Consider the following 25,820-nt stretch of genomic DNA (forward strand, 5'->3'; position numbering starts at 1 on the left):
CTCGCGGACACCCCGGTATTGCCGGGGTGCGCTTGCCAATCCTTTTCTGCTGCTTTAGCCCAGATGCTTGCGTGCGTTGCGGAACATACGCATCCACGGGCCGTCCTCACCCCAGCCTTGCGGATGCCAGGAGTTCTGCACGGTACGGAATACACGTTCCGGGTGCGGCATCATGATGCTGAAGCGGCCATCTGCCGTGGTGACCCCGGCGATGCCCTGCGGGCTGCCGTTCGGGTTGAGCGGATAGCTTTCCGTGGCCAGACCGTCGCTGTCGATATAGCGCATGGCCACGATTGTCTGTTCGATATCGCCTTGCTGGTTGAAGTTGGCAAAGCCTTCACCGTGCGAAACCACCACCGGGAACTGGCTGCCGTTCATACCGCCAAAGAACAGCGAAGGCGATTGCGGCAGTTCCACCATCACGAAGCGGGCTTCAAACTGTTCGGACTGATTGCGCGTGAACTTCGGCCAGGCGGCAGCGCCCGGGATGATGCCAGAAAGGTTGGCCATCATCTGGCAGCCGTTGCACACACCCAGACCGAACGAATCGCCGCGCTGGAAAAATGCTTCAAACTCGGCGCGCGCACGCGGGTTGAACAGGATCGATTTGGCCCAGCCTTCCCCAGCACCAAGCACATCACCATAGGAGAAGCCGCCGCATGCGGCCAAGCCCTTGAAATCTGCCAGCGAAATGCGGCCACCGATGATGTCGCTCATGTGCACGTCAATGGCAGTGAAGCCGGCGCGATCGAATGCTGCGGCCATTTCCACCTGGCCGTTCACGCCCTGCTCGCGCAGGATGGCGATCTTCGGGCGGGCGCCTGTGGCAATGAACGGCGCCGCGATGTCCTCGGTTGGATCAAAGGTCAACTGGGCGAACAGGCCCTTGTCGTTCTGATCGGCGATGCGTGCGTATTCGGAATCGGCGCAAGCCGGGTTGTCACGCAGGCGCTGGATGCGCCAGCTGGTTTCCGACCAGGCCTGTTGCAGTGAAATGCGTGATTCGTCGAGCAGCAGACAATTGCGCTTCTTGATCTTGAGCTTGTCTTCGTTGTTGATCGAACCGATCACATGCAGCTCGGCCGACAGGCCAGCGTTCATGAAAGCAGCGATCACGGCGGCGGTTTCACTGCGCTTGACCTGCAGCACGGCGCCAAGTTCTTCATTGAACAGCACGCCCATGGCGCGGCCATTCTCGGCGCGGGCCACGTCTTCCGGCGTGAGTTCATGTTCGCCACGCTGGCGACGACGGCGGTCGATGCACAATTCGTCGACTTCCAGTGTCACGCCGACATGGCTGGCAAACATCATCTCTGCAATCGCAGCCAGCAGGCCGCCATCCGAGCGATCGTGGTAAGCCAAGATGCGATTTTCCGCGTTGAGCTTTTGCACGGTCTCGAAGAAAGCCTTCAGGATGACTGCGTCCGGGGCATCCGGGCAGGAATCGCCCAGTTGCTTGTAAACCTGGGCCAGCGCAGAGCCACCCAGGCGGCACTTGCCGCTGCTCAGATCGATCAGTAGCAGGTCGCTGTCGGGATCGGCCACCAGTTGCGGCGTCAGGGTCTTGCGCACATCGCTGACCGGGGCAAAGGCCGAGATGATCAGCGAGAGCGGGGCGGTGACCTGTTTCTTGGTGCCGGCTTCGTCCCATACCGTCTTCATCGACATCGAATCCTTGCCGACCGGAATCGAGATGTCCAGATCGCGGCACAGGTCGAGCGCAACGGCCTTGACCGTGTCGTACAGGTTGGCGTCCTCGCCCGGATGACCGGCCGGCGCCATCCAGTTGGCCGAGAGCTTGATGTCGCCGAGTTTGGCGATCGGGGCGGCGGCAATATTGGTCAGCGCTTCGCCTACGGCCATGCGGCCGGAAGCCGGACTGGAAATCAGCGCGAGCGGCGTGCGCTCGCCCATGGACATGGCTTCGCCCAGCGTGGTGTTGTAACCCATGGTGGTTACGGCCACGTCTGCCACCGGAACCTGCCACGGGCCGATCATCTGGTCGCGCGCGGTCATGCCGCCCACGGTGCGGTCACCGATGGTGATCAGGAAGTTCTTGTCGGCCACGGTTGGCAGGCGCAGCACGCGATAGGTGGCTTCCTTCAGGTCGATCTGTGAGGAATCGAACTTTTCGAGCTTGGGCTGCAGGCGCGTGACATCGCGCGTCATTTTCGGCGGCTTGCCGAGCAGCACTTCCATCGGCATGTCTACCGGGCGGTTGCCGAAGTGCTCGTCGGTGACGATCAGCTGTTTTTCGGTGGTGGCACGGCCGACCACGGCGAACGGGCAGCGCTCGCGTTCGCAAATTTCTTCGAAGCGCATCAGGTCTTCCGGCAGGATTGCCAGCACGTAGCGCTCCTGCGATTCGTTCGACCAGATTTCCTTGGGCGACATGCCGTGTTCTTCGATATGCACGCGGCGCAGCTCGAATATGGCGCCGCAGTCGGAACCATCGACCAGTTCCGGGAAAGCATTGGAGATGCCGCCGGCGCCCACGTCATGGATCGACAGGATGGGGTTGGTATTGCCCAGTTGCCAGCAGCGATCGATCACTTCTTGCGCGCGGCGCTGGATTTCCGGGTTGCCGCGCTGGACCGAGTCAAAATCCAGATCGGCAGCATTGGCGCCAGTCGCCATCGAAGAGGCTGCGCCACCACCCATGCCGATCAGAAAGCCCGGACCGCCGAGCTGGATCAGCAGCGAACCATCAGGCAAGTCGTTTTTGCCGACATGGATTGCATTGATGTTGCCCATCCCGCCTGCCAGCATGATCGGCTTGTGGTAGCCGCGACGCTCGCCATTGCTGTCTTCTTCAAAGGTGCGGAAGTAGCCGCAGATATTGGGACGGCCGAATTCGTTGTTGAATGCAGCGGCACCGATCGGACCTTCGATCATGATGTCGAGTGCCGAGGCAATGCGATCTGGTTTGCCGTAGGCGGGCTCTTCCCAGGGCTGGACTGCGCCGGGCAGATTCAGGTTGGAAACGGTAAAGCCGGCCAGACCCGCCTTGGGCTTGGAGCCGCGGCCTGTCGCGCCTTCGTCGCGGATTTCGCCGCCGGAGCCGGTGGCGGCGCCTGGGAAGGGCGAGATCGCGGTCGGGTGGTTGTGTGTTTCCACCTTCATCAGGATGTGCGCGGTTTGCGTATCAAACTGGTATTGGGCCGATCCCGGTTGCGGGAAGAAGCGCTCGATCTCGGCGCCTTCGATCACTGACGAGTTGTCGGAGTAGGCCACGACCGTGCCTTCCGGATGCGCCTTGTGCGTTTCGCGGATCATGCCGAACAGGCTTTGCGGCTGCTTTTTGCCGTCAATGATGAAGTCGGCATTGAAGATCTTGTGACGGCAGTGCTCGGAGTTGGCCTGCGCGAACATGGTCAGTTCGACATCGGTCGGGTTGCGGCCAAGCTTCTGGTAGTTTTCGACCAGGTATTCGATTTCGTCCTCGGACAAGGCCAGGCCAAATTCGCTGTTGGCCTTTTCCAGTGCGCTACGGCCGCCGGCAAGGATGTCCACGCTTTGCATCGGCGCCGGTTCAAAGTGCTGGAACAGTGCCTGGGCGGCATCGAGCGAATCCACCACCTGCTCGGTCATGCGGTCATGCACCAGCGGCTTGAGTGCTTCGAGTGCGGCATCGGTCAGTGCCTGGCCATTGGCATCGCTGGCATGGATGGCCATGCCGCGCTCGATGCGCTGGATGGACTGGATGCCGCAGTGCAGGGCGATGTCGGTGGCCTTGGATGACCACGGCGAAATGGTGCCAGGACGCGGCAGGACAACCAGCAGTGTGCCGGTGGCACGGGTGGCATCAGCCGGTTCGCCATAACTGAGAATGCGGGCCAGCGTATCGGTCTCGGCAGTGCTGAGCGGGGAGGTGGTTTCGGCAAAATGCCAGAACTCGGCGTAAAGTCGGGCCTGGATGCCTTGGGCGGCGAGCGCCGCCTCGATCTTCTCAAGCCGGAATGAGGAAAGTGCGGCACCGCCGCGAAGTTTGAGCACGTCTGCCATGAGAGCGAATCCGCAAGCTGGAAAAAACAAAGGCGTAATGATACCAAAGAAGCGCTGCTTTATCGGCGCAGGCTGAGAATCGGTGTGTTGCAGGCAGTGTTGAGCATCAGAAAACCCGGGCAGCCTGATCTGCAAGTTGCCGACCAAGGGCCCGGGCTTGTTGGCGGATGGCTACTTGTTTCCTCCGCCACCGCCGCCATTTCCTCCACCGTTGCCGCCACTATTACCGCCGCCGTTTCCTCCGCTGTTGCCGCGACCGCCGTCATTGCCGCTGTTGCCACGACTGCCTTTGCCGTTTTCCTGGATGGATGTGGTTGTCGCTGTCGATTTGCTGTTGGCGGATTTGTTGCCGGAAACCTGGCCGGAAGTCTTGCCTTTGCTGGTTGTTGTTACCGTGGTATCTGCTTTCTTGGCTGGAATGGCCGGGCGCACACCCGGGATCGCCGGAGCGGTTCCCGAGCGGGTGGTTACGGGTCGGCCGGCGATGGTGAGTGTGGCGCGATTCTGGTTCAGCATGCCTTGGGTGACGCCTGGGACGTTGAGTACATCGCTTGATGATTGAAACGGCCCATTTTGAGTGCGCGTGGACACGATCGCCTCGGCGGTTTGCTGCGTCATGCCTTTGAGTGCCGCAATTTCCTCGACCGTGGCTGTGTTGAGGTCAATGGCCAGCGCCGGCAGGGCTGTAAACATGGCCAGGGCAAGCAACTTTTTCATGATCTGCTCCTTCTGTCGGTGAATCCGAACATTTTCAACTTAGGCCCGTTTATCATGTGCGCCTACAAAAATGGGCGATGAACGGAAACACCACATCACCCGTAAAACACTGGAGACTGTAACAACATGCAAGCATCAATGATCCCTCCGCAGTTTGGCCGGCGGCGCTATCTTTCCTGGAATGACGTACAGCAGCAGAAGCATGGTGGACGGGTGCAGAAGGTCTCGGTTGCGGCCGGATTTACCTGCCCGAACCGCGATGGTAGCAAGGGGGTTGGCGGATGCACGTTTTGCAACAACGCCGGTTTCACGCCTTCCTACCTGCGTGAGCACAAGGAAATCACCAACCAGATCGAAACCGGGCTGAATTTCCTGGCGCGTCGCTATCCGGAAACCCGGCATTACGTGGCGTATTTCCAGGCCTATAGCAATACCTATGGTGAGTTCGAGCGGCTGAAATCCACCTATGAAACCGCACTGGCACACCCCAAGATCGACGGGCTGGTGATTGGTACCCGGCCGGATTGCGTGGCCGATGAGGTGCTCGATTATCTGGCTGAGCTGGCCAAAACCAAAATCGTCGAGTTGGAACTCGGCATTGAATCCTGTGACGATGCCACCTTGCTGCGCGTGAATCGGGGGCATGATTTCGCCGAAACGCAGGATGCCGTGCGTCGCGCTGCTGCACGTGGTCTGCAGGTGGGTGGGCATTTGATGTTCGGCTTGCCGGGCGAAAGCCGTGACAGCATGCTCGAAGGCGCGGCCAAGCTTTCCGCGCTGCCGTTTGCTTCGCTGAAATTCCATCAGTTGCAGATCATCAAGGGCACCATGCTGGCCAATGAGTGGCGACGCGATCCTGCTAGTGTGCCACTGCTTTCTGCACAAGATTATCTGGAGTTGCTGGCGGATTTTCTTGAGCGACTTTCGCCCGATATCGCCATCCAGCGCGTCGGCAGCGAAGTGCCGCCGGCACACAAGCTTGCGCCGGAATGGAATATGCGCCTGTCCGAGCTGGCCCCGCGCCTGGAGGCCATGCTGGCAGAGCGGGAAACCTGGCAGGGGCGGCTTTACAAACAGGAGTGAAGCCGTTATTATCACGCCCTCTTTGCCGCAGCGCAGGTTGCAGTGCAAGGCCGACATGGTGAAATTGGTAGACACGCTATCTTGAGGGGGTAGTGGCCGTAGGCTGTGTGAGTTCGAGTCTCACTGTCGGCACCATATATAAAACGCTGGTTCTTCGGGCCAGCGTTTTTTCGTTTTCGGCGACCGGCTTCTGTTTGCTAAAATCGGCGTTTCCCAAATCCGCAAAGCCAAGACCATGAGCCGTTTCTGGAGCCCTGTCGTGCGCGAGCTCACCCCCTACGTGCCGGGCGAGCAGCCGAAGATCGACAACCTGATCAAGCTGAATACCAACGAAAATCCGTACGGACCTTCACCCAAGGCGGTGGTCGCGATGCAGGCCGCGATCGGTGATGCCTTGCGTCTGTATCCGAATACGGAAAGCCATGTGGTTCAGCATGCCGTTGCCAGGTATTACGGCATTGATCCGCAAAGCGTGTTCGTCGGCAATGGCTCGGACGAGGTTCTGGCGCTGGCTTTTGCCGGTTTGCTCAAGCACGACAAGCCCTTGCTGTTTCCGGACATTACCTACAGTTTTTATCCGGTGTACTGCGGCCTTTTCGGTATCGACTACCAGACGGTTCCTTTGAGCGAAGATTTCTCGATCCGTGTCGAGGATTATCAGCGCGAATGCGGCGCGATCATTTTCCCGAATCCGAATGCGCCGACCGGCAAGCTGCTGCCGCTGGCGGCGATCGAAGCGCTGCTGCAGGCGCATCCGGATCAACCGGTGATTGTGGATGAGGCCTACATCGATTTCGGTGGCGAAACTGCCGTGCCGCTGATCGGCAAGTACCCGAATCTCTTGGTAGTGCAAACGCTGTCGAAGTCGCGTTCGCTTGCGGGCATGCGAGTCGGGTTGGCGATGGGTTCACCGGAGCTGATCGAAGCGCTGGTGCGCGTGAAGAATAGTTTCAATTCCTACCCGCTTGATCGAGTGGCGCAAGCCGGAGCGGCCGCTTCGTTCGAGGATGTGGCGTATTTTCAGCAAACTTGCCAGGCCGTGATCGACAGCCGCGAACAACTGGTAGCGGAACTGGCGCAACTTGGCTTCGAGACGATCCCGTCTGCGGCCAACTTCATCTTCACTCGTCATCCACAGCGCGATGCCGTGGAGCTTGCAGCCAAATTGCGCGAACGCGCGATCATCGTGCGCCACTTCAAGTTGCCGCGTATTGATCAGTACTTGCGCATTTCGATTGGCACCCCGCAGGAATGCGCGGCGCTGGTGAGTGCGTTGCGCGAAATTCTTTCTTGATGCACTGGCTGATCCGGCAGGTGTGCTGCCGGATCAGTCTTTTGTTTTTGGCATATCAGCAAATCGTTTCCTGCTCGCACAACGCACTTTCGGCTGACCGGACTGCCCGGCGTTGCATCACGGCTTGGGCCAGATCTTCCAGCAGCTTTTCCGTTTCTTTCCAGCCGATGCAGGCATCGGTAATGCTCTGACCAAAGGTCAGCGTGCAGCCTGGCTTGAGATCCTGCCGGCCCGCGACCAGGTTGGATTCCACCATCACGCCGATGATGCGCTCCTCGCCGGAGGCGATTTGCTTGCCAATGTCCGCACAGACGGCGATCTGGTTCTCATGCTTCTTGGCACTGTTGGCATGGCTGGCATCGACCATCACGCGTGCCGGTTGATGGTTGCGGCCGAGTTCTCTGCAGGCGGCTTCCACGCTGGTGGCATCGTAGTTCGGTGCTTTCCCGCCGCGCAGGATGATGTGGCAATCCTCATTGCCGGCGGTCGATACGATGCTGGGGGTGCCATCGGCGGACATCGACAGAAAGTGATGCGAATGCGCGGCTGCCTGCATCGCATCGATGGCGATTTTCACATTGCCATCGGTGCCGTTCTTGAAGCCGATCGGGCAGGGTAGCCCCGAAGCCATTTCGCGGTGAACCTGCGATTCGGTGGTGCGCGCGCCAATGGCGCCCCACGCCACCAGATCGGCCAGGTATTGCGGGCTCAGTAGATCGAGAAATTCCGTGGCGGTAGGCAGAGCCAGGCTGTTGATGTCCAGCAGCAATTTGCGCGCGGTGAGCAGGCCGTGGTTGATGTCGAAACTGCCATCCAGATGCGGATCATTGATCAGGCCTTTCCAGCCGACCGTGGTGCGGGGTTTTTCGAAGTAGACGCGCATCACTATTTCGAGCTCACCCCCGAGGCGTTGGCGAATTCTTGCCAGTTGGGTGGCGTATTGCAGGGCCGCTTCCGGATCATGTACCGAGCAGGGGCCAATGACCACGATCAGACGGTCGTCCGCACCATGCAGGATATGGTGCAGGGCCTGGCGAGCCGCATGAACCTGTGCGCTGACGGCGGGGCTAGCTGGCAGAGCGCTCATCAGTTGAGCGGGAGAAGTCAGTGTTTGGGAACTTCGGATACGGCTTTTGCTTGGCATAGTGGCTCTCCAGTTCTTGTCGGGTTGACCCTGTTTGTCGGTCTGTCGAGCGGTATGAAAAAACCGCCAGACTGTGCTGACGGTTTTCGGGGGGAATTCGGTATTTCTTGGGTCCGTTATCAATCCTCTCGATCCGTCAGCGGCCTGAGATACCAAAATGCATAAAAGTAAAACTTGCTGGTCAGGACGGCATTCATGGAATCGATGAATTGCAAAGCGGGTTGATGTGAAACTGACTATAAGCCCGTGCGCTGCGGTTTGGCAACCCTGAATGTCGGCAATTTTTCAGGGAGTATGAAAATGCCCCGCTCATCAGAGACGGGGCATGGTGTGGCAGGGTAGAGAAAATCAGGCGAAGCGCTTGGCCACAACGTCCCAGTCAACCAGTTTCCAGAAGGCTTCCAGGTAGTTCGGACGGCTGTTGCGATAGTCGATGTAGTAGGCGTGTTCCCAAACGTCGGCGGTCAGGACCGGGGTGTCACCCGTGGTCAGCGGGGTGCCAGCTGCACCCATGTTGACGATTTCCAGGCTGCCATCAGCTTTTTTCACCAGCCAGGTCCAGCCGGAGCCGAAGTTGCCGGCAGCGGAAGTGGCAAAGGCTTTCTTGAATTCGTCGAACGAGCCCCACTTCGCATCAATTGCTGCGGCCAGTGCCCCGGACGGAGCGCGGGCTTCGGAAGCAGGATTCGGCTTGAACGAGAGCCAGAAGAATGTGTGGTTCCAGACCTGGGCAGCATTGTTGTAGAGGCCGCCGGCCGGTGCCGATTTCACGATGTCTTCAAGGGATTTGGACTCGTTGTCGGTGCCCTTGATCAGATTGTTCAGATTGGTGATGTAAGTCTGGTGATGCTTGCCATAATGGTATTCAAGCGTTTCCTTGGACATGTGCGGTTGCAGGGCGTCCAGGGCGTACGGCAGTTCGGGCAGTTTGTGCTCCATTTATGTTCTCCATGTTGGTGTGTGGGGTAATCCGCTATACAAGATTATGCTTCTTCTTTGCATTTTCAAGAGCGGTTTTTCCCAAAATCACCGGCTGTGGTATCTTCGGCAGGATTTGCGGCGTTGGCCGCGAGAACCGGTTTACAAAAAACATGAGCATTCTTTCCCTGATTCTTGCGTTGGTGCTTGAGCAATTCCGCCCCATCAGCAGCCGCAACAGCGTCTACCTGGCCTTCGTTCGCCTGGCCAACCGGCTTGAGCGCAATCTCAATGCCGGCGAATATCGCAACGGCGTGCTGGTCTGGTTCATCACCGTGTTGCCGCTGGTACTGATCGGCGCGGGCATGCACTGGTTCCTGCTGGCCAAGGGTAGCTGGATCATGGCCCTGGTGTGGAATGTGCTTGGACTTTACCTGACCATGGGATTCCGCCAGTTCAGCCATGCCTTTACCAGCATCTCGAAGGCATTGCGGGTTGACGACCTCGAGGGGGCGCGTGCCCATCTGGCTGATTGGACCAATCAGCCGACTTCCGAGCTGACTTCAGACGAGATCGCCAAGCTGACCATCGAGCACGGTGTGATCGATTCCTACCGCTATGTGTTCGGCACGATTTTCTGGTTTGCTGCGCTAGCTTGGCTGGCCGGCCCGACCGGGGCAATCCTGTATCGTGCGGCTTGCCTGTTGCAGCAGAAATGGCGTGGTAACGAGCCATTTGGCAATTTTGCCAATACGGTGCTGGCCGCGATGGATTATGTGCCGGTGCGCCTTGCCGCTGCCGGTTTCGCCGTGATGGGCGATTTTGAGGATGCCGTGCAATGCTGGCGTGAACAGGCCAAGGATTGGTCGGATTATGACTATGGCATCCTGCTGGCTTCCGCCGCTGGCGCATTGGGTGTGCGACTGGGCGATGTGGTGCATCAGGACCATACCGTGCGTTTCCGCCCTGAGCTGGGGGTAGGCGATATGGCCAATGCGGATTATCTGGTCAGCGCTGTTGGCTTGGTCTGGCGTTCGGTGCTGTTGTGGCTGGCGGTGATTTTGCTTCTGTCGATCGCGCAATGGCTGGCTTGAAAAAAACTGATTTGATGACGGGCGCTACAGGCGCCCGTTTTATTTTTACCTTGAGGCGAGGCCGCAATGAAAACCATCCTGCTTGAACAATCACCCATCGTCGTAAGCAATATCTACTGTGTTGCCACCAACTATGTCGCACATGCCGTGGAAATGAATTCCAGCGTTTCGGCTGCACCCCTGCTGTTTCTGAAACCTACGACTGCCATGGTGCCGCTGGGTCATGCAATCGAACTGCCGGCATGGTCAGGCAACGTGCATCACGAGGTGGAGGTGGTGGTGGTGATCGGCAAGGATGGCGTGAATGTGCCGCGCAGCGAGGCGCTTTCCTATATTGCCGGTTATGGCATCGGGCTGGATATGACAGCGCGTGATGTGCAGAGCGAACTGAAAAAGGCCGGCAACCCCTGGACCTTGTCCAAGGGCTATCGTGGTTCGGCGGTGCTGAGCGATTTTGTGCGTGCGGACAAGATTGCCGATCCGGCCAATATCGATTTTTCACTCGAAGTGAACGGCGAGATGCGCCAGCAGGGCAATACCAGTCGCCTGGTGTTCGGCATTGCCGAGATCATCGAATATGTTTCGCAACATTTCGGGTTACAAGCAGGCGATCTGATCTATACCGGCACGCCAGAAGGTGTGGGCCCGTTGCAGCATGGCGACAGGCTGGTGGCAAAGCTGGCAGATCTGGTGACGGATAAGCGCCAAGTCGCGTGAGCGCATTCCAAATTTTACGCTGAGGCCTGGCCGAAGACTTCTTGCTTCAGGCTTTGATCAGGTTTCGACCAGGCTCAAACCGCCGGTAGCGACGCAAGATCCCAGCGTGGCTGGATGCCGAAGCTGGTGGCAGTCAGGGCATAGGCCAGTCGCTGTGCGCCAGCAAACGCGATCATCGCGCCGTTGTCGGTGCACAGGGATAGCGGCGGATAGAACACTTCGAAGCGACGTTTTTTTGCTGCCTCATCGAGCGCAGCACGCAGTTGCCGGTTGGCGCCCACACCACCGGCGATCACCAGGCGTTTCATGCCGGTCTGCTTGAGCGCCGCCAGGCTTTTCTTGACCAGCACTTCCACGATGGCTTCCTGGAATGCCGCACAGATGTCCGCCGTGGTTTTCTCGTCCAGCGGCGATTGCTCTTTCACCATGTTCAATACGGCGGTCTTCAAGCCGGAAAAACTCATTTCCAGATCGCCCGAGTGCAGCATCGGGCGTGGCAGCTTCAAGCGGGTGGCATCACCCAGATCAGCGAGTTTCGACAGGGCTGGCCCGCCGGGGTAGCCGAGTCCGAGTAATTTTGCTGACTTGTCGAAGGCTTCGCCAGCTGCATCGTCCACCGTTTCGCCGAGCAGCTCGTAGCGGCCAATACCGTGCACGGCCATCAGTTGCGTGTGGCCACCGGACACCAGTAGCGCGACGAATGGAAATCGTGGGGCCGGATCGGCGAGCAGCGGCGAGAGCAGGTGGCCTTCGAGGTGATGCACGGCAATGGTTGGCTTGTTCAGCGCAAAGGCCAGCGCATTGGCCACACTGGCGCCTACCAGCAGCGCACCGGCCAGGCCGGGGCCTGCGGTGTAGGCAATGGCATCGACATCCCGCAAGCTGCGCTCGGCCTCAGTCAGGCATGCCTGCGTCAGCGGCAGCACGCGCCGGATATGGTCGCGCGAGGCGAGTTCGGGCACCACGCCACCATATTCGGCGTGCATGGCGATCTGTGTATGCAGGCGATGTGCGAGCAGCCCCGCTTGCGTATCGTAGAGCGCGACCCCGGTTTCGTCGCAGGAGGATTCAATGCCCAGAACCAGCATGGTTAAACAATCAGACGTGAAAACCGGCAATGGTAACGGTTTGTGCTGCGGGCATCCAACCCGTTCGAGCCTTTGCGGTAGAATCTCGCCTTCGTTGCTGAACCTGAAAGGTTGATGATGGCGCGCAAATATTTTGGTACCGACGGTGTGCGCGGGCTGGTGGGCGAATATCCGATTACGCCCGATTTCGCGATGAAGCTGGGCTTTGCTGCGGGCAAGGTGCTGGCTTCCAAGGATGCACGCAAGCATGGCGAGCACGCTGCCGTGCTGATTGGCAAGGACACCCGCATTTCCGGATACATGCTGGAAGCCGCGCTGATCGCCGGCTTTACCTCGGCCGGTGTCGATGTCTTCCTGACCGGGCCGCTGCCCACGCCGGGCGTGGCTTACCTGACGCGCGCGCTGCGCCTGTCTGCCGGTGTGGTGATTTCCGCCTCGCACAATCCCTATCATGACAACGGCATCAAGTTCTTCAGCGCTGCCGGCAAGAAGCTGCCCGACGAAGTCGAGCTGGCGATCGAGGCGCTGATTGATCAGCCGCTGGCTTGCGTCGGTTCGCGCGAGCTGGGCAAGGCCAAGCGCATCGATGATGCGGCCGGACGCTACATTGAATTCTGCAAATCCACTTTCCCGAACGAGTTCGACCTGCGCGGTCTGAAACTGGTGATCGATTGCGCGCATGGCGCGGCGTATCACATCGCCCCGCATGTTTTCCACGAACTCGGTGCCGAAGTGGTATCGATCGGCGTGCACCCGAACGGCCTCAATATCAATGATGAAGTCGGTGCCACGCATACCGACGCGCTGCGCCGGGCCGTGCTGGCCGAAGGGGCCGATTACGGCATCGCGCTCGATGGTGATGCCGACCGGCTGATGATGATCGACCGTGACGGCACGCTGATCGATGGCGACATGCTCTTGTATGTGCTGGCTCGCCATCGTCAGGACAAGGGCACGCTGGTCGGTGGTGCGGTCGGCACGCTGATGACCAATCTCGGCGTGGAAAATGCGCTCAAGGCACGCGGCATCGGTTTCGGTCGCGCCAAGGTGGGCGATCGCTACGTACTGGAAATGCTTGATGAAAAAGGCTGGCAGATCGGCGGCGAAGGCTCTGGCCACCTGTTGTGTCTGGATCGCCATACCACGGGGGACGGCATCATCTCCGCACTGCAGGTGCTGACTGCGGTGCAGGAATCGGGCCGTACCCTGTCGGATTTCTGCCAGGAACTGACGCTATCGGTGCAGGTGCTCAAGAATGTGCGCATCGCACGCGGTTTCGCCTGCAAGGGCAATGAAGCGATCGAGGGGGCCGTACGCGAGGCTGAAGCCGCGATGGGCAACGATGGCCGCGTACTGCTGCGCCCGTCTGGCACCGAGCCGGTGGTGCGCGTGATGGTTGAACATGCCGATCAGGCCATGGCCGAGTTCTGGGCTGGCCGCATTGCGGGGGTGGTAACGGCTGAATCGCAATCGTAAGGAATGCGGATATGACCTGGCTGGTGCGCGCAGCGCTGATTTTGCTCATGCTGCCAGCCTTGGTCATGATTATTGCCGAGCCTGGCATCAAAAGTGCACTGGCCTTGTTGGGGTTTCTGTTTTTGGTAACAGTGCTCTGGCGTCTGTGGGATATCCAGCAAGCGGAAAAACGTAACGAGATCGTTGAAGCGCCTGCTTGGCTTGAGCGTGTTGGGCGGTTGATGTTTCGCGTCCCCTTGCCAATCTGGTTTGGGGCTGTCGCCCTGATGAGTTATTGGGAGTGGCAGCAGGGAAAAATCGGCAGGGCATTGATTGGTTGGCTGATTTGCGGATATTGGTTGATCCGCTGGATAAAATCCCGCTTTTAAGCATTTATGCGCTGCGATGCCAAAATAGAACGCCACCTGACGGTGGCGTTCTTCATTGGTTTTCGCGCTGATCAGAAGCGGCGGCGCGGGGCCGGGGTATAGCTACCTCGTCCTTCGATGTGACGGAAGGTGATGCGTCCCTTGCTCAGATCGTAGGGCGTTAATTCAAGCGTGACCTTGTCGCCGGCAAGAATACGGATATGGTTCTTTTTCATTTTGCCAGCGGTGTAGGCTACCAGCTCATGATCGTTTTCCAGCTTCACGCGGAAACGGCTGTCAGGCAAAACTTCCATGACAACCCCCTGCATTTCGATTAGATCTTCTTTGGCCATATTGTATCGGGGGCTGCTGCAGTTGCTGCTGCCCACATCCTGTGTGATGTTACTGAAATGAAAAGAGCCCGGCAGGGCCGGGCTCTGGATCGGGCTGGGTGTCCGTTCGCGCTTATTCTGCAATGCGGATATTGGATGCCTGCTTGCCCTTCGGACCATTGGTCACATCGAAGGTTACGCGCTGATTTTCAGCGAGTGACTTGAAACCGTTGCTCTGGATGGCAGAGAAGTGTGCGAACAGATCGCCACCACCTTCGTCCGGAGTGATAAAGCCGAAGCCCTTGGAGTCGTTAAACCATTTTACGGTACCGTTTGCCATTTTATTATTTCCTGTATTGATAAATTAAATCAGGGAAAGCCCCTGTGGGGCGAAGATCAAGAACAGCTAAGCAGGCGTGGCAGACCGGAAAGGGCACAGACAAACAAGAACTACTCAGAACCACTCGAACATCGCGAACACGGACTGTGCACCCAATCGCCTGCCGTTGCAAGAAAAATTTTGCACGACAGACGAACGGAAACAATTGGGTGCTGGCGATTGCGTTACGCCATCGTCACTTGGGCGATGGATTGCCGAGCATCTGCTCGATTACCGGCAGATTGCTGACCGACGATTGCGGGGCGTTATCCAGCCAGTCCGTGAAGAAAAAGGTCCAGCCGGCAATCACGATGGCAATGCCGATGATACGGCGAACATGGACGTGATGATGGTGCAGCTTGCTGTGGCACCAATCAAAGGGGTGGAAATGGACCGAGCCAAGTTTGCGGTGCATGATGGTTCCCCTCTCTGGATTAGTCTACGGTTCCAGTATGCAGAAATTCTCAACTTAAATGAAATTGATTCTCACTTTCGCGGCGATCAATGGTAACTATCGCCATGCGCTTGGCTGCCGGGCTCACGGCTGCTGAAATGTGAGATGGCTCGACTGCAGCCTGCTGTCGCACCTGAGTTGGATGCTGGCCCGAATATTGCAGAGTAACCCGTTGGCGCACCGCAATCTGACACCGTGCAGCGCAATTTTTTCCGTAATTACTCAACGGGTGACCCATGATTTTTGATGCATTCGAAAAAGACGGCTTGTTGCTGAATACCAATTTCAAGGAATCCGCCGGCAAGGCTGGCTATGCGGCCTATCGTGGTGATCTGGTTCTGGTTGAAGGCGAGATCGCCGATGCCGCAGGCCGACGCAAGCCGCCCGTGTCGGCTATGCGACAAGTTGTGGCTTTGGCCAATGGCGACAAGTTGACACTGGTGATGGGTTCGCTGGATGCCCTGGAAGAAGTGCCGTTGTTGTTGAACAAATATGCAGCATTCCTGACACCTGAAACACGATTCATGCTGTTTGTCATCAATGCCGCCAAGAATTTCCAGACCAGGATCGACGGTGTGGCGGTTGAAGTTGTGTCCTTGCCCGAAGGGGCGGTATGGACCGAGCTGTGCGAAATGCTGGGCCTGGAAAAAGGTGATTTCAAAGGCCAGAGCGCTGGCGAGAAGGTGATGACCGTGTATTCGGCCCTGCTTGATCATCGCAGTAAATCGCCTGAGTTGGCATGGGAAGAGGCGCAAGCGCTGGTGACCAGTGCCAGGCGGCAGATTCACGGTGCTATCTGAAATGACGTAATGCCATGCCCGCTGCCCTGGTGGCGGGTTTTCTTTTTTCAAACAGCATGTTGTGTTGAGACTTATCGCGCACAGTACGCGTTCGCCCTTAGGCTCTGTTGACATTTGATTAATTTTTACGCGGCTGGGGTGTTTTGCTCCAGTACACGGCATTTCCCAGGCCGCGGTACGGGTACCGCAAGTGGGAAATAACGCCGTAATGGAGCAAAAGACCCCGCCGCCCGAAGGGCAAGTCCGCCAATCTTGCCGAATGCGTTGTCGCCAATGCTCGCAATACACCAGTATTGCTTGCGCTTGGCTTCTCGCCCCGGCAAGTTGGCGGGCTTGCGTAAAAAACAATCAAACGTCAACAGGGCCTAGTCAAATCCCGCTTGGCAATTGAAAATTGTCCGTCCAATAATGCAGATCACTGGCCTTGTAAGGAGAGTGATCGCATGTTCTGGCAAAAATCCTTCAATGATTTTGTGGCCAGTATGGCCCGCCATCAGGTGCCCGCCGGACTCAGGCTCTGGAATGGTCATGAAGTCGCGCTTGGGCCAGATCCACGCGTAACGCTGCAAGTCAAATCGCTGGGGGCGCTGCGTCATCTCTTGCGACCTTCCATGGCTACGCTGGGGCAGGCGTATGTTGACGGTGAAATCGATATCGAAGGCCATATCGATGACGTGATCCATGTGGCAGCGCAATTGTCCACGCATGCCGGCAAGGCAGGGCGACATGGCCCGCGCATGATTCGGCATACGCGCCAGATCGATGCCGAAGCAATCGCCTACCATTACGATGTGTCGAACGAGTTTTACCGGCTGTGGCTGGATGAGGAAATGCTGTATTCATGTGCCTACTTCCGTTCGGAAAATGACAGTCTGGAAGCGGCCCAGCTGCAAAAGCTCGACCATATTTTGTCCAAATTGCGTCTGCAACCGGGGCAGCGCTTACTGGATGTCGGCTGTGGCTGGGGGGCGCTGGTCATGCGGGCCGCGCAAAAGTGTGGTGCGCGCGCGGTAGGCATCACACTGTCGCAGAATCAGTATGAGCACGCTTGGGCGCGTATCCGGCAAGCCGGACTGGAAGACCGGGTGGAGATCCGTTTGCAGGATTACCGTGATGTATCGGAGAAATTCGACCGGATTTCCAGTATCGGCATGTTCGAGCATGTCGGGCTGAAAAATTTGCGTGGCTATTTCGCCAAGCTGCATGAGCTGCTGGCAGACGATGGCATCTGCCTGAATCACGGCATTACCTCCACTGATCCGGATTCAGCGGAAAGCCCGTTTGGCGGTGGTGAGTTTATCGAGCGCTATGTGTTTCCGCATGGTGAGTTGCCGCATATCAGCTTTGCGCTGAAGGAAATGAGCGCAGTCGGCCTGGAAGTGGCCGATGTGGAAAATTTGCGGCGGCACTATGCACTGACAACCCGGCATTGGAGCCAGCGTTTCGAGCGCAATGCACCGCGCTTGCGCGAAATGGTCGGTGAAAAGCGTTTCCGGATCTGGCGAGCCTATCTGGCAGGTTGCACCTATGGCTTCACGCATAACTGGATTGCCCTGCATCAGATTCTGGCCATCAAGAGCGGCCGGCCTGAACGTAATCCACTGCCGATGACGCGAGATTATATGTATACCCATTGATACCGTACTGGCATGCTGTCTTCATATATTAAATATCGTATATTCAATCTAATATTTATTATTTTTTAGTATTAAGTCGCCTTGTTAGACTGGCTTCCATGTTCCAAACCACACAGGAAGCCAACATCATGCAACTCAAGACCCTTGTGGCCGCCCTGGCCCTTGCCGCAACGGCCGGCAGCGCGCTGGCCGCCAAAATCGAACTGCTCAACGTCTCCTACGATCCGACCCGCGAGCTCTACCAGGATTTCAACAAGGCCTTTGCCGCGCACTGGAAAAAACAGACTGGCGATGACGTCACCATTCGCCAGTCGCATGGAGGTTCGGGCAAGCAGGCGCGCTCGGTTATCGATGGCGTGGATGCCGATGTGGTGACGCTGGCCCTGGCCTATGACATCGATGAAATCGCGGCCATTGGCAAAAAGCTGAAACCGGACTGGCAAAAGCAGTTTGCCCATAACAACTCGCCCTATACCTCGACCATCGTTTTCCTGGTGCGCAAGGGCAACCCGAAAAACATCAAGGACTGGAACGATCTGATCCGCAGCGATATCAAGGTGATCACACCGAATCCGAAGACTTCCGGCGGTGCGCGCTGGAATTATCTGGCAGCCTGGGGTTATGCGCTGAAGCAGCCCGGTGGCAATGAACAGAAAGCGGCCGAGTTCGTTGGCAAGATTCTCAAGAATGTGCCGGTGCTGGATTCCGGTGCGCGCGGCGCAACCGTGACCTTTGCCGAACGCGGTATCGGCGATGTGCTGCTGGCCTGGGAAAACGAAGCGCAACTGGCGGGCAAGGAGTGGGGGCCGGACAAGTTCGACACCATTTATCCTTCGATTTCGATCCTGGCTGAACCGCCGGTTGCCGTGGTCGACAAGAATGTCGACAAGAAGGGCACGCGCCAAGTGGCCGAGGCCTACCTGAATTATCTGTACAGCAAGGAAGGCCAGGAGCTGGCGGCGCAAAACTACTATCGCCCGATCGACAAGGATATTGCTGCCAAATATGCCAGGCAGTTTCCGAGCCTGAAGCTGCTGAGCATCGACAAGGATTTTGGCGGCTGGGCCAAAGCGCAGAAGACCCATTTCAGCGATGGCGGTACGTTCGACCAGATCTATCAACCCAGCAAGTAACGCCGCTTGAAATGCAATCCCGCCGGCCTGCCCGGCGGGCTGTACAGGAGTATGCGCCATGATGTGCTGTTTCCCGATACCAAGGCTGATTTCCAATATTCCGGCTTATGTGCTGGACGAACCGCCATCTCTTGTTCTGGAGACCCGACATGGACCATTTTCGCGCTGCCGACATCGACCTGCTTGAAGAAGGGCTTCCCCTTGCCCCTGTGTTACGCCAAGCGGGTGGTCATTGCAGCCTGCCGCCACGCGTACAGCAGGATTGGCCGCGGGTTGCGCTGGAAACCGATGCCGACCGGGGCATCGTCACCCGGGCGCTGGGCCTGGAAATCTCCAGCGTTTTTCAACCAATTGTTACGCCTGATGGTCACGTACATGGCGAAGAGGCTTTACTGCGCGCCCGTAGCCATGGTCTCAAGATCTCGCCATTGTCGGTGTTTCGCATCGCTGCCGCGCAAGGTGTATTGGTCGCGTTCGATCGACTGGTGCGCACGCTGCACCTGATCAATTTCATTGCCTATCCCACGCCTAGTGGCCGCCTGTTCCTGAATGTCCATCCGCGCCTGTTGGGCGAGGTATCGCAGCATGGCGTGGTGTTCGAGGAAATCCTGCATTCGGTCAGCTGGTCACCCGCGCAGGTGACATTGGAATTGCTGGAAGACGATGTGGCATCGGGCGATTTTCCGCGGCTGCGTGCTGCCGTGGATAACTATCGCCAGCGTGGCTACGGCATCGCCATTGACGATTTTGGCGGTTGTCAGCTCAATCGGCTCGATTGCATCCATGAGCTGGCGCCGGACGTGGTCAAGCTGGATCGAGACCTGCTGCTGCGCTGCGAACGCGTTTCTTCAATGCGCAAGACTTTATCCAGGCTGGTTGCCTTGCTGCATGACATGCAGATCAAGGTCGTGATGGAAGGGATTGAAACGCCCGCCCAGCGCTCGCTTGCCATCGATAGCGGTGTCGATCTGCTGCAGGGCTATCTGCTTGGCAGGCCTGCGTCAGCCACTTCACCAGCCAGCGTGTGATCGGTTGCCCGGCGGGGTTTTCTTTATATTTGAAATGAAATATATATCTAATTATTCATTCTTTCTTGTTATTAGGCGGATGCGCGACAATCCCAAGCGTTAAATCCTCGACTGGAGACTGTCATGAAAAAGATATGGTCCGCACTGATTGCCTCGGCGGTACTGGCTTCCGGAGCTGTGCAAGCTGATGTCACCTTGCTGAATGTGTCGTATGACGTGATGCGCGATTTCTACAAGGATTACAACCCGGCATTCCAGAAGTACTGGCAAGGCAAAACGGGTGAAAAGATCACGATCCAGCAATCGCATGGTGGTTCTTCCGCGCAGGCGCGCTCGGTGATCGAGGGCCTGCAGGCCGATGTGCTGACCATGAACCAGCACAGCGATATCAACGCTGTGGCGCAGCGGGGCAAGCAGGTGCCGGAAAACTGGGTGACGCGCTTGCCGAACAACTCTTCGCCATTTACCAGCCTGCAGGTGCTGATCGTGCGCAAGGGCAACCCCAAGGCCCTCAAGGACTGGAACGATCTGGTCAAGCCTGGCGTGGCTGTGGTGATTCCCAATCCGAAAACGGCTGGTAATGCCCGCTACACCTATATGGCCGCGTGGGGTTATGCGCTGAAGCAGCCGGGTGGTAACGAGGACAAGGCGCGTGATTTCGTCGCAGCCCTGTTCAAGAATGTGCCGGTGCTCGATACCGGTGGTCGTGGCGCTACTACCACTTTCATGCAGCGCGGCATCGGCGATGCGCTGGTGACCTTCGAGAACGAAGCCGAAATGATTGCGCGCGAGTTCGGCCGCGGCGGCTTTGAGGTGATTTATCCGTCGCTTTCGATTGAAGCCGAACTGCCGGTGACGGTGGTGGACAAGGTGGTCGACAAGAAGGGCACGCGCAAAGAGGCCGAAGAATACCTGAAGTATCTGTGGAGTGCGGAAGGCCAGACCGTTGCCGCGCAGAATTACCTGCGCCCGCGTGACAAGGCGGTATTTGCCAAGTTTGCCAGCCAGTTCCCGACAGTAAAGCTGTTCGGAATCGAGGAGTTCGGCGGCTGGAACACGATCATGCCCAAGCACTTTGCCGATGGCGCGATCTATGACCAGATCGCTGCCGCAAACGCGAAAAAATAAATCCTTCCACCTGACCTCTCTCCCGCAGACGGGAGAGAGGGGTTGTCCTTCCCTCACGCATCAGTTGGTTGCCTGGAAAATCGACAGCTGAAAGGTCAAATATGGCATTCAAGAAACACAGCGTATTGCCCGGGTTCAACCTGAGCCTGGGCTATACCCTTCTTTATCTGGGCCTGATCGTGCTGCTGCCCTTGTCGGCACTGATTGCCAAAACTTCCGGACTGGGCTGGGCCGATTTCTGGCGGGTGGCGACTGATGCGCGCGTCGTGGCGTCCTACCGCCTCACCTTTGGCGCTTCGCTGATTGCGGCCAGCATCAATATGGTGTTCGGTTTTCTGGTGACCTGGGTATTGGTGCGCTATTCCTTTCCGGGCAAGCGCCTGATCGATGCCATGGTCGATCTGCCGTTTGCCTTGCCGACCGCAGTGGCCGGTATTGCGCTCGCTACGCTCTATGCGCCCAATGGCTGGCTGGGGCAGTGGTTCGAACCGCTGGGCATCAAGATTGCCTTCACGCCACTGGGCGTGGTGGTGGCACTTACCTTCATCAGCCTGCCATTTGTGGTGCGCACCGTGCAGCCGGTACTGGAAGACCTGGAAAACGAACTGGAAGAAGCCGCATCCAGCCTGGGCGCCACGCGCTGGCAGATTTTCCGCAAGGTGATCCTGCCCACGGTATTCCCGGCCTTGCTGACCGGCTTTACGCTGGCCTTTGCGCGCGCCATCGGTGAGTTCGGATCGGTCGTCTTCATTGCCGGCAACATGCCGATGGTGTCGGAAATCACGCCTCTGCTGATCATCGCCAAGCTGGAACAATTCGATTATCTGGGGGCTACGGCCATTGCCGTGGTGATGCTGGTCGTGTCGTTTGCCCTGCTGCTGGTGATCAACCTGCTGCAGTGGTGGACAGCCAAACGTCTGGGACGGAGATAAGCATGGCCACACAGAAAATACGTCGTGCTGGCATTACCGATGAAGCGCCTTGGGTCAAGGCATTGCTGATTACGCTGGCGCTGGGATTCATCGGCTTGTTTCTGCTGGTGCCGCTGGTTTCGGTGTTTGTCGAGGCGCTGCGCAAAGGCTGGGAGCTTTACCTCGCTGCACTGGTGGAGCCTGATGCCCTGTCTGCGATCAAGCTGACCCTGATGACCGCTGCGATTGCCGTGCCGCTGAACCTGACCTTTGGTGTGGCCGCCGCCTGGGCCATTGCCAAGTTCGAATTCAAGGGCAAGAGCCTGCTGATTACGCTGATCGACCTGCCGTTTTCGGTCAGCCCGATCGTGGCCGGCCTGATCTACGTGCTGCTGTTCGGCTCGCACGGCTGGTTTGGCGAGTGGCTGGAAACGCACGACATCAAGATCATCTTCGCCGTGCCGGGCATTGTGCTGGCCACCGTGTTCGTCACGTTCCCGTTTGTGGCGCGCGAGCTGATTCCGTTGATGGAAGCGCAGGGCTCGGAAGAGGAACAGGCCGCGCTGGTGCTGGGCGCCACGGGCTGGCAGACCTTCCTGCGCGTGACGCTGCCCAATATCAAGTGGGGTTTGCTGTATGGCGTGATCCTGGCCAATGCCCGTGCCATGGGCGAGTTTGGCGCGGTGTCGGTGGTTTCCGGGCACATTCGCGGGTTGACCAACACCATCCCGCTGCATGTCGAAATTCTCTACAACGAATACAACTTTGTCGGCGCTTTCGCTTGCGCCTCTCTGCTGGCTTTGCTGGCATTGGTCACCCTGGCGCTGAAATCCTGGGTGGAATGGAAAGCCGAACGCGATGCCGAGACCGCCCGCCAGGCGGCAAGTGCTGAATAAGGGATGCAACCATGAGTATCGAGATCAAGGGTGTCACCAAACAGTTCGGTGCCTTCAAGGCACTGGACGATATCGGTCTGGAAGTGAACAGCGGCGAGCTGCTGGCCTTGCTGGGGCCGTCCGGTTGCGGCAAGACCACCTTGCTGCGCGTGATCGCGGGGCTGGAAACTGCAGATGCCGGGCAGATCATGTTTCATGGCAGCGATGCCACCCGCACCCATGTGCGCGAACGCCAGGTCGGGTTCGTGTTCCAGCACTATGCCCTGTTCCGCCATATGACCGTGTTTGAGAACGTGGCGTTCGGCTTGCGGGTGCGGCCCAAGGAAACCCGACCGAGCGATGCCGAAATCAAGCGCCGCGTGCATGAGCTGCTTGATCTGGTGCAGCTGGACTGGCTGGCCGATCGCTATCCGGCACAATTGTCGGGCGGGCAGCGCCAGCGTATCGCCCTGGCACGTGCTTTGGCGGTAGAGCCAAAAGTGCTGCTGCTGGACGAGCCGTTCGGTGCGCTGGATACCCAGGTGCGCAAGGAACTGCGCCGCTGGTTGCGCCGCTTGCATGACGACATGCATATCACCTCGGTTTTCGTGACGCACGATCAGGAAGAAGCGCTGGAAGTGGCCGACCGCATCGTGGTGATGAACAAGGGCAAGATCGAGCAGGTCGGCACACCGGAACAGGTCTACGACAACCCGGCCAGCCCGTTTGTCTATCAGTTCCTTGGCGATGTGAACCTGTTCCATTCCCGCGTGCATGATGGCTGGGCCGAAGTGGCCGGCCAGCGCTTTGCCGCGCCGGAGGGGAGTGGGGCGCTGATCTATGTGCGCCCGCATGAAATCGCCCTGTCGCGCGAGCTGGTGGAAAACGCCATCCACGGCCAGATTGCGCATATCCGGCTGCTGGGAGCGACTGTGCGCCTCGAAGTCAACGTGGCTGACAACGATCCGGTCGAGGTCGAACTGGTGCGTGAGCATTACCTGCAGGGTAAATGGCAGGTCGGCGAACAGGTCTACCTGACGCCGCGCAATGCGCAGGTTTATGGCGATTTCAGCATCTGATCACAGCGCATGAACTTCCAGCAGCTACGCATCATCCGAGAGGCCGTGCGCCAGGATTACAACCTGACGGAAGTCGCCAATGCGTTGTTTACCTCGCAGCCGGGCGTGAGCAAGCACATCCGCGATATCGAGGACGAACTGGGCGTGGAAATCTTCGTGCGGCGCGGCAAGCGGCTGCTCGGGCTGACCGAGCCTGGGCAGGAATTGATCGGCATCGTGGAACGCATGCTGATCGATGCGCAGAACCTGCGCCGTATTGCCGACCAGTTTTCCAGCAAGGAGACCGGCAGGCTGGTGATCGCTACCACGCATACCCAGGCGCGCTATGTGCTGCCGGAGGTGATCACGCAGTTCCGTCATGATTTTCCCAAGGTGCACCTGGAATTGCATCAGGGCAGCCCGCGTGAAATCGTGCAATTGCTGCAGGAAGGTCAGGCCGACATCGGTATTGCCACCGAAAGCCTGCAGCAGGTGGCCGATCTGGTGTCGTTTCCGTGTTACGACTGGCACCATGCGGTGATCGTGCCGCAAGGGCATCCATTGGCGGAGCAGATCGCACCAGGGTTGGAAGACATCGCCCGCTATCCTGTCGTGACCTACCACGAAGGGTTTACCGGCCGCTCCAATATCGACAAATGTTTTGCCCAGGCCGGCCTGTCTCCCGATATCGTCATGTCGGCAATCGATGCAGACGTGATCAAAACCTATGTGGAAACGGGGCTGGGCGTTGGCATCATTGCCGAGATGGCGTACGACGCGCAGCGCGATTCACGCCTGAAACGCCTGGACATCGAACCGTTGTTCCCGGCCAATACCACGCGCCTGGCGCTGCGCCGTGGCCGCTACCTGCGCAGTTACACCTACCGCTTTATCGAGCATTTCGCCCCGGCATTGACCGAGCAGGGGGTTGCCAGTCAGCTCAAGTCCGAGCAGGAACTATAAAAACTCTTCACGATCTTGCTGCGAAGCTGTGATCGGGGCTCATGCGCTGCTCAAAACACCGAAAAGGTGCTTTCTGCGAGGCGTCCTCATGTACTACTTGTACATTCCGGTTTTTGCGCTGCTCTTCACCCCGCTGACGGCCTCTCGCGACAGATCGTGAACAAGTTCCAAGATCCTGTTCATCGTCTTGCTGTGAGGCCCTGACGCGCGTGTCACGAAACCTGGTTGCTTGTTAAGGACCGAAATTCCCGCACCGTGTGCAGAAGCTCCCGCAATAGCGGCGAGGTTTCCTGCCCGAGATACAGGCAGTGCAGCTCCATGAAGGCTTCATCGGCTTCTTTCAGCGGACGGTAAACCAGGCTGGGTTGCTGGAACGCAGTCGCCGATTCCGGCACCAGGGCGATGCCGTTGCCGCCGGCAACGCCGCAGGCCACCAGCGTGATGCCGGTGATCACATCGCTGACTTCCTGAACCACATTGGGCTGGAAACCGTGCGCGTTGCACAGCGCCAGTGCGGCATTGGCCGTACGCGAATTCAATCCGGCCGGCATCAGCATGGGTGCATTTTTGAGCATCTCGATCGAAATGATGGGCTCTGCCGCCAGCGGATTGCGCCTGTTCAGCGCCACCTGCAGCGTCTCCCGCGTGACGAGTTCCGCCTGCAGGTCATCTTCGTCAGGCAGGTAACGGTCAAAGGCCACCAGTACCCTTCCTTGTCGCAACGCGTCGATCTGCTGGCTGCGGTGCGCGTTGTGCAGGCGTATTTGCACTTCCGGATGCGTTTCGGTAAAGGCGGACAGGATTTTCGGGACGATGTTCAGTGCCGATGCGCCGTACACGCCGACATTGAGTATCCCCGCCATGCCCTTGCCGACGCGCTGGGCACGCTCGGCTGCCTGGCCGACCAGCGCACGGATATTGCGCGCATCCTGCAATAGCGCCTCGCCCGCCTGCGTCAGTTCCACGCCCTTCGGTGTGCGCATAAAAAGCTGCACGCCGAGTTCTTCTTCCAGCGTCTGTATCTGCCGGGTCAGCGGCGGTTGCGACAGATGCAGGCGCAGGGCTGCCCGCCCGAAATTGAGCTCTTCTGCCACCGCGATGAAGTATTTGAGTTGCCGGATATCCATGGGGTGTCTCGATACCTGTTTGGTATTGAGTTTAACAAATTATGCATTGGACGGTATCGATGGCGTGGGCGTAACTTGCGCGTGTAGCTGCACGCAAGCGCAAAAAATACAA

24 protein-coding genes and 1 tRNA gene are annotated in these 25,820 nt (G+C 58.3%); 16 read left to right on the top strand and 9 right to left on the bottom strand.

All coding sequences use genetic code 11. The annotated features are described in order from the left end of the window. Nucleotides 1–54: 54 nt before the first annotated feature. Nucleotides 55–4,005 carry a phosphoribosylformylglycinamidine synthase gene (purL, locus tag AC0KVQ_RS08955; protein ID WP_473420805.1) on the bottom strand — a complete coding sequence of 1,317 codons (3,951 nt, stop codon included), beginning with the start codon at nucleotides 4,003–4,005 and terminating at the stop codon, nucleotides 55–57. Between the two features lie 171 nt (nucleotides 4,006–4,176). Continuing rightward, nucleotides 4,177–4,722: a ComEA family DNA-binding protein gene (locus tag AC0KVQ_RS08960; RefSeq protein ID WP_473420806.1), complete on the bottom strand. Its 546-nt coding sequence runs from the start codon at nucleotides 4,720–4,722 to the stop codon at nucleotides 4,177–4,179. A 126-nt stretch (nucleotides 4,723–4,848) separates the two neighbouring features. On the opposite strand from AC0KVQ_RS08960, the gene mnmL reads away from it, so the two are divergent. The 3 genes from mnmL to hisC all read left to right on the top strand — a co-directional run bounded on the left by mnmL (nucleotide 4,849) and on the right by hisC (nucleotide 7,099). Beyond that, nucleotides 4,849–5,805 carry a tRNA modification radical SAM protein MnmL/YtqA gene (mnmL, locus tag AC0KVQ_RS08965; protein ID WP_473420807.1) on the top strand — a complete coding sequence of 319 codons (957 nt, stop codon included), beginning with the start codon at nucleotides 4,849–4,851 and terminating at the stop codon, nucleotides 5,803–5,805. Nucleotides 5,806–5,854: 49 nt separating this feature from the next. After that, nucleotides 5,855–5,940 (top strand) — tRNA-Leu (locus AC0KVQ_RS08970). A 100-nt stretch (nucleotides 5,941–6,040) separates the two neighbouring features. Then, on the top strand, nucleotides 6,041–7,099 hold the full coding sequence (gene hisC, locus AC0KVQ_RS08975; RefSeq protein WP_473420808.1) for a histidinol-phosphate transaminase: 1,059 nt from the start codon (nucleotides 6,041–6,043) through the stop codon (nucleotides 7,097–7,099). Nucleotides 7,100–7,154: 55 nt separating this feature from the next. On the opposite strand, the gene AC0KVQ_RS08980 is transcribed toward hisC, so the two are convergent. Together AC0KVQ_RS08980 and AC0KVQ_RS08985 are read right to left on the bottom strand one after the other, a co-directional pair. Continuing rightward, on the bottom strand, nucleotides 7,155–8,243 hold the full coding sequence (locus AC0KVQ_RS08980) for a 3-deoxy-7-phosphoheptulonate synthase (protein WP_473420809.1): 1,089 nt from the start codon (nucleotides 8,241–8,243) through the stop codon (nucleotides 7,155–7,157). Nucleotides 8,244–8,591: 348 nt separating this feature from the next. Continuing rightward, nucleotides 8,592–9,182, bottom strand: a complete 591-nt coding sequence (locus AC0KVQ_RS08985; protein ID WP_473420810.1) for a superoxide dismutase — start codon at nucleotides 9,180–9,182, stop codon at nucleotides 8,592–8,594. 152 nt (nucleotides 9,183–9,334) lie between these two features. Between AC0KVQ_RS08985 and AC0KVQ_RS08990 the strand changes: the two genes are divergently transcribed. Both AC0KVQ_RS08990 and AC0KVQ_RS08995 read left to right on the top strand, forming a co-directional pair. Further along, the gene (locus AC0KVQ_RS08990) at nucleotides 9,335–10,255 is read left to right on the top strand and encodes a CobD/CbiB family protein (RefSeq protein ID WP_473420811.1); all 921 of its coding nucleotides are present in this window, start codon (nucleotides 9,335–9,337) and stop codon (nucleotides 10,253–10,255) included. A 66-nt stretch (nucleotides 10,256–10,321) separates the two neighbouring features. Then, nucleotides 10,322–10,972 carry a fumarylacetoacetate hydrolase family protein gene (locus tag AC0KVQ_RS08995; protein ID WP_473420812.1) on the top strand — a complete coding sequence of 217 codons (651 nt, stop codon included), beginning with the start codon at nucleotides 10,322–10,324 and terminating at the stop codon, nucleotides 10,970–10,972. Nucleotides 10,973–11,046: 74 nt separating this feature from the next. Here AC0KVQ_RS08995 and tsaD read toward each other — a convergent pair whose 3' ends face one another. After that, nucleotides 11,047–12,060 carry a tRNA (adenosine(37)-N6)-threonylcarbamoyltransferase complex transferase subunit TsaD gene (gene tsaD, locus AC0KVQ_RS09000; RefSeq protein WP_473420813.1) on the bottom strand — a complete coding sequence of 338 codons (1,014 nt, stop codon included), beginning with the start codon at nucleotides 12,058–12,060 and terminating at the stop codon, nucleotides 11,047–11,049. 117 nt (nucleotides 12,061–12,177) lie between these two features. On the opposite strand from tsaD, the gene glmM reads away from it, so the two are divergent. Next, on the top strand, nucleotides 12,178–13,536 hold the full coding sequence (gene glmM, locus AC0KVQ_RS09005) for a phosphoglucosamine mutase (protein ID WP_473420840.1): 1,359 nt from the start codon (nucleotides 12,178–12,180) through the stop codon (nucleotides 13,534–13,536). Nucleotides 13,537–13,547: 11 nt separating this feature from the next. Continuing rightward, nucleotides 13,548–13,904, top strand: coding sequence for a hypothetical protein (locus tag AC0KVQ_RS09010; RefSeq protein ID WP_473420814.1), 357 nt, complete (start codon nucleotides 13,548–13,550; stop codon nucleotides 13,902–13,904). A 71-nt stretch (nucleotides 13,905–13,975) separates the two neighbouring features. On the opposite strand, the gene infA is transcribed toward AC0KVQ_RS09010, so the two are convergent. From infA to AC0KVQ_RS09025, 3 genes are all read right to left on the bottom strand, one after another. Then, nucleotides 13,976–14,236 carry a translation initiation factor IF-1 gene (gene infA, locus AC0KVQ_RS09015; RefSeq protein ID WP_473420815.1) on the bottom strand — a complete coding sequence of 87 codons (261 nt, stop codon included), beginning with the start codon at nucleotides 14,234–14,236 and terminating at the stop codon, nucleotides 13,976–13,978. 112 nt (nucleotides 14,237–14,348) lie between these two features. After that, complete coding sequence (locus AC0KVQ_RS09020) at nucleotides 14,349–14,555, bottom strand: cold-shock protein (protein WP_473420816.1); 207 nt, start codon at nucleotides 14,553–14,555, stop codon at nucleotides 14,349–14,351. Between the two features lie 235 nt (nucleotides 14,556–14,790). Then, entirely contained in the window at nucleotides 14,791–15,009 is a 219-nt protein-coding gene (locus AC0KVQ_RS09025; RefSeq protein WP_473420817.1) for a hypothetical protein, read from the bottom strand. A gap of 275 nt (nucleotides 15,010–15,284) precedes the next feature. Here AC0KVQ_RS09025 and AC0KVQ_RS09030 point away from each other — a divergent pair, with 275 nt between their 5' ends. From AC0KVQ_RS09030 to AC0KVQ_RS09070, 9 genes are all read left to right on the top strand, one after another. Continuing rightward, nucleotides 15,285–15,848, top strand: coding sequence for a hypothetical protein (locus tag AC0KVQ_RS09030; RefSeq protein WP_473420818.1), 564 nt, complete (start codon nucleotides 15,285–15,287; stop codon nucleotides 15,846–15,848). A gap of 443 nt (nucleotides 15,849–16,291) precedes the next feature. After that, complete coding sequence (locus AC0KVQ_RS09035; protein ID WP_473420819.1) at nucleotides 16,292–17,485, top strand: class I SAM-dependent methyltransferase; 1,194 nt, start codon at nucleotides 16,292–16,294, stop codon at nucleotides 17,483–17,485. A gap of 128 nt (nucleotides 17,486–17,613) precedes the next feature. Then, nucleotides 17,614–18,618 (top strand): sulfate ABC transporter substrate-binding protein, encoded by a 1,005-nt coding sequence (locus AC0KVQ_RS09040; protein ID WP_473420820.1) that lies wholly within the window; start codon nucleotides 17,614–17,616, stop codon nucleotides 18,616–18,618. Between the two features lie 149 nt (nucleotides 18,619–18,767). Further along, complete coding sequence (locus tag AC0KVQ_RS09045) at nucleotides 18,768–19,646, top strand: EAL domain-containing protein (protein WP_473420821.1); 879 nt, start codon at nucleotides 18,768–18,770, stop codon at nucleotides 19,644–19,646. 123 nt (nucleotides 19,647–19,769) lie between these two features. Then, nucleotides 19,770–20,774 carry a sulfate ABC transporter substrate-binding protein gene (locus AC0KVQ_RS09050; protein ID WP_473420822.1) on the top strand — a complete coding sequence of 335 codons (1,005 nt, stop codon included), beginning with the start codon at nucleotides 19,770–19,772 and terminating at the stop codon, nucleotides 20,772–20,774. A gap of 101 nt (nucleotides 20,775–20,875) precedes the next feature. Beyond that, nucleotides 20,876–21,706, top strand: coding sequence for a sulfate ABC transporter permease subunit CysT (gene cysT / locus AC0KVQ_RS09055; RefSeq protein WP_473420824.1), 831 nt, complete (start codon nucleotides 20,876–20,878; stop codon nucleotides 21,704–21,706). A gap of 2 nt (nucleotides 21,707–21,708) precedes the next feature. Further along, nucleotides 21,709–22,581, top strand: a complete 873-nt coding sequence (cysW, locus tag AC0KVQ_RS09060; protein WP_473420825.1) for a sulfate ABC transporter permease subunit CysW — start codon at nucleotides 21,709–21,711, stop codon at nucleotides 22,579–22,581. Nucleotides 22,582–22,592: 11 nt separating this feature from the next. After that, nucleotides 22,593–23,639, top strand: coding sequence for a sulfate/molybdate ABC transporter ATP-binding protein (locus AC0KVQ_RS09065; RefSeq protein WP_473420826.1), 1,047 nt, complete (start codon nucleotides 22,593–22,595; stop codon nucleotides 23,637–23,639). A gap of 9 nt (nucleotides 23,640–23,648) precedes the next feature. Further along, nucleotides 23,649–24,581: a CysB family HTH-type transcriptional regulator gene (locus AC0KVQ_RS09070; protein WP_473420827.1), complete on the top strand. Its 933-nt coding sequence runs from the start codon at nucleotides 23,649–23,651 to the stop codon at nucleotides 24,579–24,581. Between the two features lie 212 nt (nucleotides 24,582–24,793). Here the strand turns inward: AC0KVQ_RS09070 and AC0KVQ_RS09075 are convergent, their stop codons facing one another. Beyond that, a complete protein-coding gene (locus AC0KVQ_RS09075) occupies nucleotides 24,794–25,708 on the bottom strand; it encodes a LysR family transcriptional regulator (protein WP_473420828.1) in 915 nt (304 codons plus the stop codon). Nucleotides 25,709–25,820 lie beyond the last annotated feature (112 nt).

The sequence above is a fragment of the Formivibrio sp. oc-25 genome, assembly GCF_055810895.1.

What these genes read in the sequence shown, in the direction of transcription:
- AC0KVQ_RS08960 (WP_473420806.1), bottom strand. Translation starts at nt 4,722, where the DNA reads ATGAAAAAGTTGCTTGCCCTGGCCATGTTTACAGCCCTGCCGGCGCTG.
- AC0KVQ_RS09040 (WP_473420820.1), top strand. Translation starts at nt 17,614, where the DNA reads ATGCAACTCAAGACCCTTGTGGCCGCCCTGGCCCTTGCCGCAACGGCC.
- glmM (WP_473420840.1), top strand. Translation starts at nt 12,178, where the DNA reads ATGGCGCGCAAATATTTTGGTACCGACGGTGTGCGCGGGCTGGTGGGC.
- AC0KVQ_RS08990 (WP_473420811.1), top strand. Translation starts at nt 9,335, where the DNA reads ATGAGCATTCTTTCCCTGATTCTTGCGTTGGTGCTTGAGCAATTCCGC.
- hisC (WP_473420808.1), top strand. Translation starts at nt 6,041, where the DNA reads ATGAGCCGTTTCTGGAGCCCTGTCGTGCGCGAGCTCACCCCCTACGTG.
- purL (WP_473420805.1), bottom strand. Translation starts at nt 4,005, where the DNA reads ATGGCAGACGTGCTCAAACTTCGCGGCGGTGCCGCACTTTCCTCATTC.
- AC0KVQ_RS09065 (WP_473420826.1), top strand. Translation starts at nt 22,593, where the DNA reads ATGAGTATCGAGATCAAGGGTGTCACCAAACAGTTCGGTGCCTTCAAG.
- AC0KVQ_RS09050 (WP_473420822.1), top strand. Translation starts at nt 19,770, where the DNA reads ATGAAAAAGATATGGTCCGCACTGATTGCCTCGGCGGTACTGGCTTCC.
- AC0KVQ_RS09070 (WP_473420827.1), top strand. Translation starts at nt 23,649, where the DNA reads ATGAACTTCCAGCAGCTACGCATCATCCGAGAGGCCGTGCGCCAGGAT.
- AC0KVQ_RS09010 (WP_473420814.1), top strand. Translation starts at nt 13,548, where the DNA reads ATGACCTGGCTGGTGCGCGCAGCGCTGATTTTGCTCATGCTGCCAGCC.
- AC0KVQ_RS09030 (WP_473420818.1), top strand. Translation starts at nt 15,285, where the DNA reads ATGATTTTTGATGCATTCGAAAAAGACGGCTTGTTGCTGAATACCAAT.
- AC0KVQ_RS09020 (WP_473420816.1), bottom strand. Translation starts at nt 14,555, where the DNA reads ATGGCAAACGGTACCGTAAAATGGTTTAACGACTCCAAGGGCTTCGGC.
- cysW (WP_473420825.1), top strand. Translation starts at nt 21,709, where the DNA reads ATGGCCACACAGAAAATACGTCGTGCTGGCATTACCGATGAAGCGCCT.
- infA (WP_473420815.1), bottom strand. Translation starts at nt 14,236, where the DNA reads ATGGCCAAAGAAGATCTAATCGAAATGCAGGGGGTTGTCATGGAAGTT.
- AC0KVQ_RS08985 (WP_473420810.1), bottom strand. Translation starts at nt 9,182, where the DNA reads ATGGAGCACAAACTGCCCGAACTGCCGTACGCCCTGGACGCCCTGCAA.
- AC0KVQ_RS08980 (WP_473420809.1), bottom strand. Translation starts at nt 8,243, where the DNA reads ATGCCAAGCAAAAGCCGTATCCGAAGTTCCCAAACACTGACTTCTCCC.
- tsaD (WP_473420813.1), bottom strand. Translation starts at nt 12,060, where the DNA reads ATGCTGGTTCTGGGCATTGAATCCTCCTGCGACGAAACCGGGGTCGCG.
- AC0KVQ_RS09045 (WP_473420821.1), top strand. Translation starts at nt 18,768, where the DNA reads ATGGACCATTTTCGCGCTGCCGACATCGACCTGCTTGAAGAAGGGCTT.
- AC0KVQ_RS08995 (WP_473420812.1), top strand. Translation starts at nt 10,322, where the DNA reads ATGAAAACCATCCTGCTTGAACAATCACCCATCGTCGTAAGCAATATC.
- AC0KVQ_RS09025 (WP_473420817.1), bottom strand. Translation starts at nt 15,009, where the DNA reads ATGCACCGCAAACTTGGCTCGGTCCATTTCCACCCCTTTGATTGGTGC.
- AC0KVQ_RS09075 (WP_473420828.1), bottom strand. Translation starts at nt 25,708, where the DNA reads ATGGATATCCGGCAACTCAAATACTTCATCGCGGTGGCAGAAGAGCTC.
- mnmL (WP_473420807.1), top strand. Translation starts at nt 4,849, where the DNA reads ATGCAAGCATCAATGATCCCTCCGCAGTTTGGCCGGCGGCGCTATCTT.
- cysT (WP_473420824.1), top strand. Translation starts at nt 20,876, where the DNA reads ATGGCATTCAAGAAACACAGCGTATTGCCCGGGTTCAACCTGAGCCTG.
- AC0KVQ_RS09035 (WP_473420819.1), top strand. Translation starts at nt 16,292, where the DNA reads ATGTTCTGGCAAAAATCCTTCAATGATTTTGTGGCCAGTATGGCCCGC.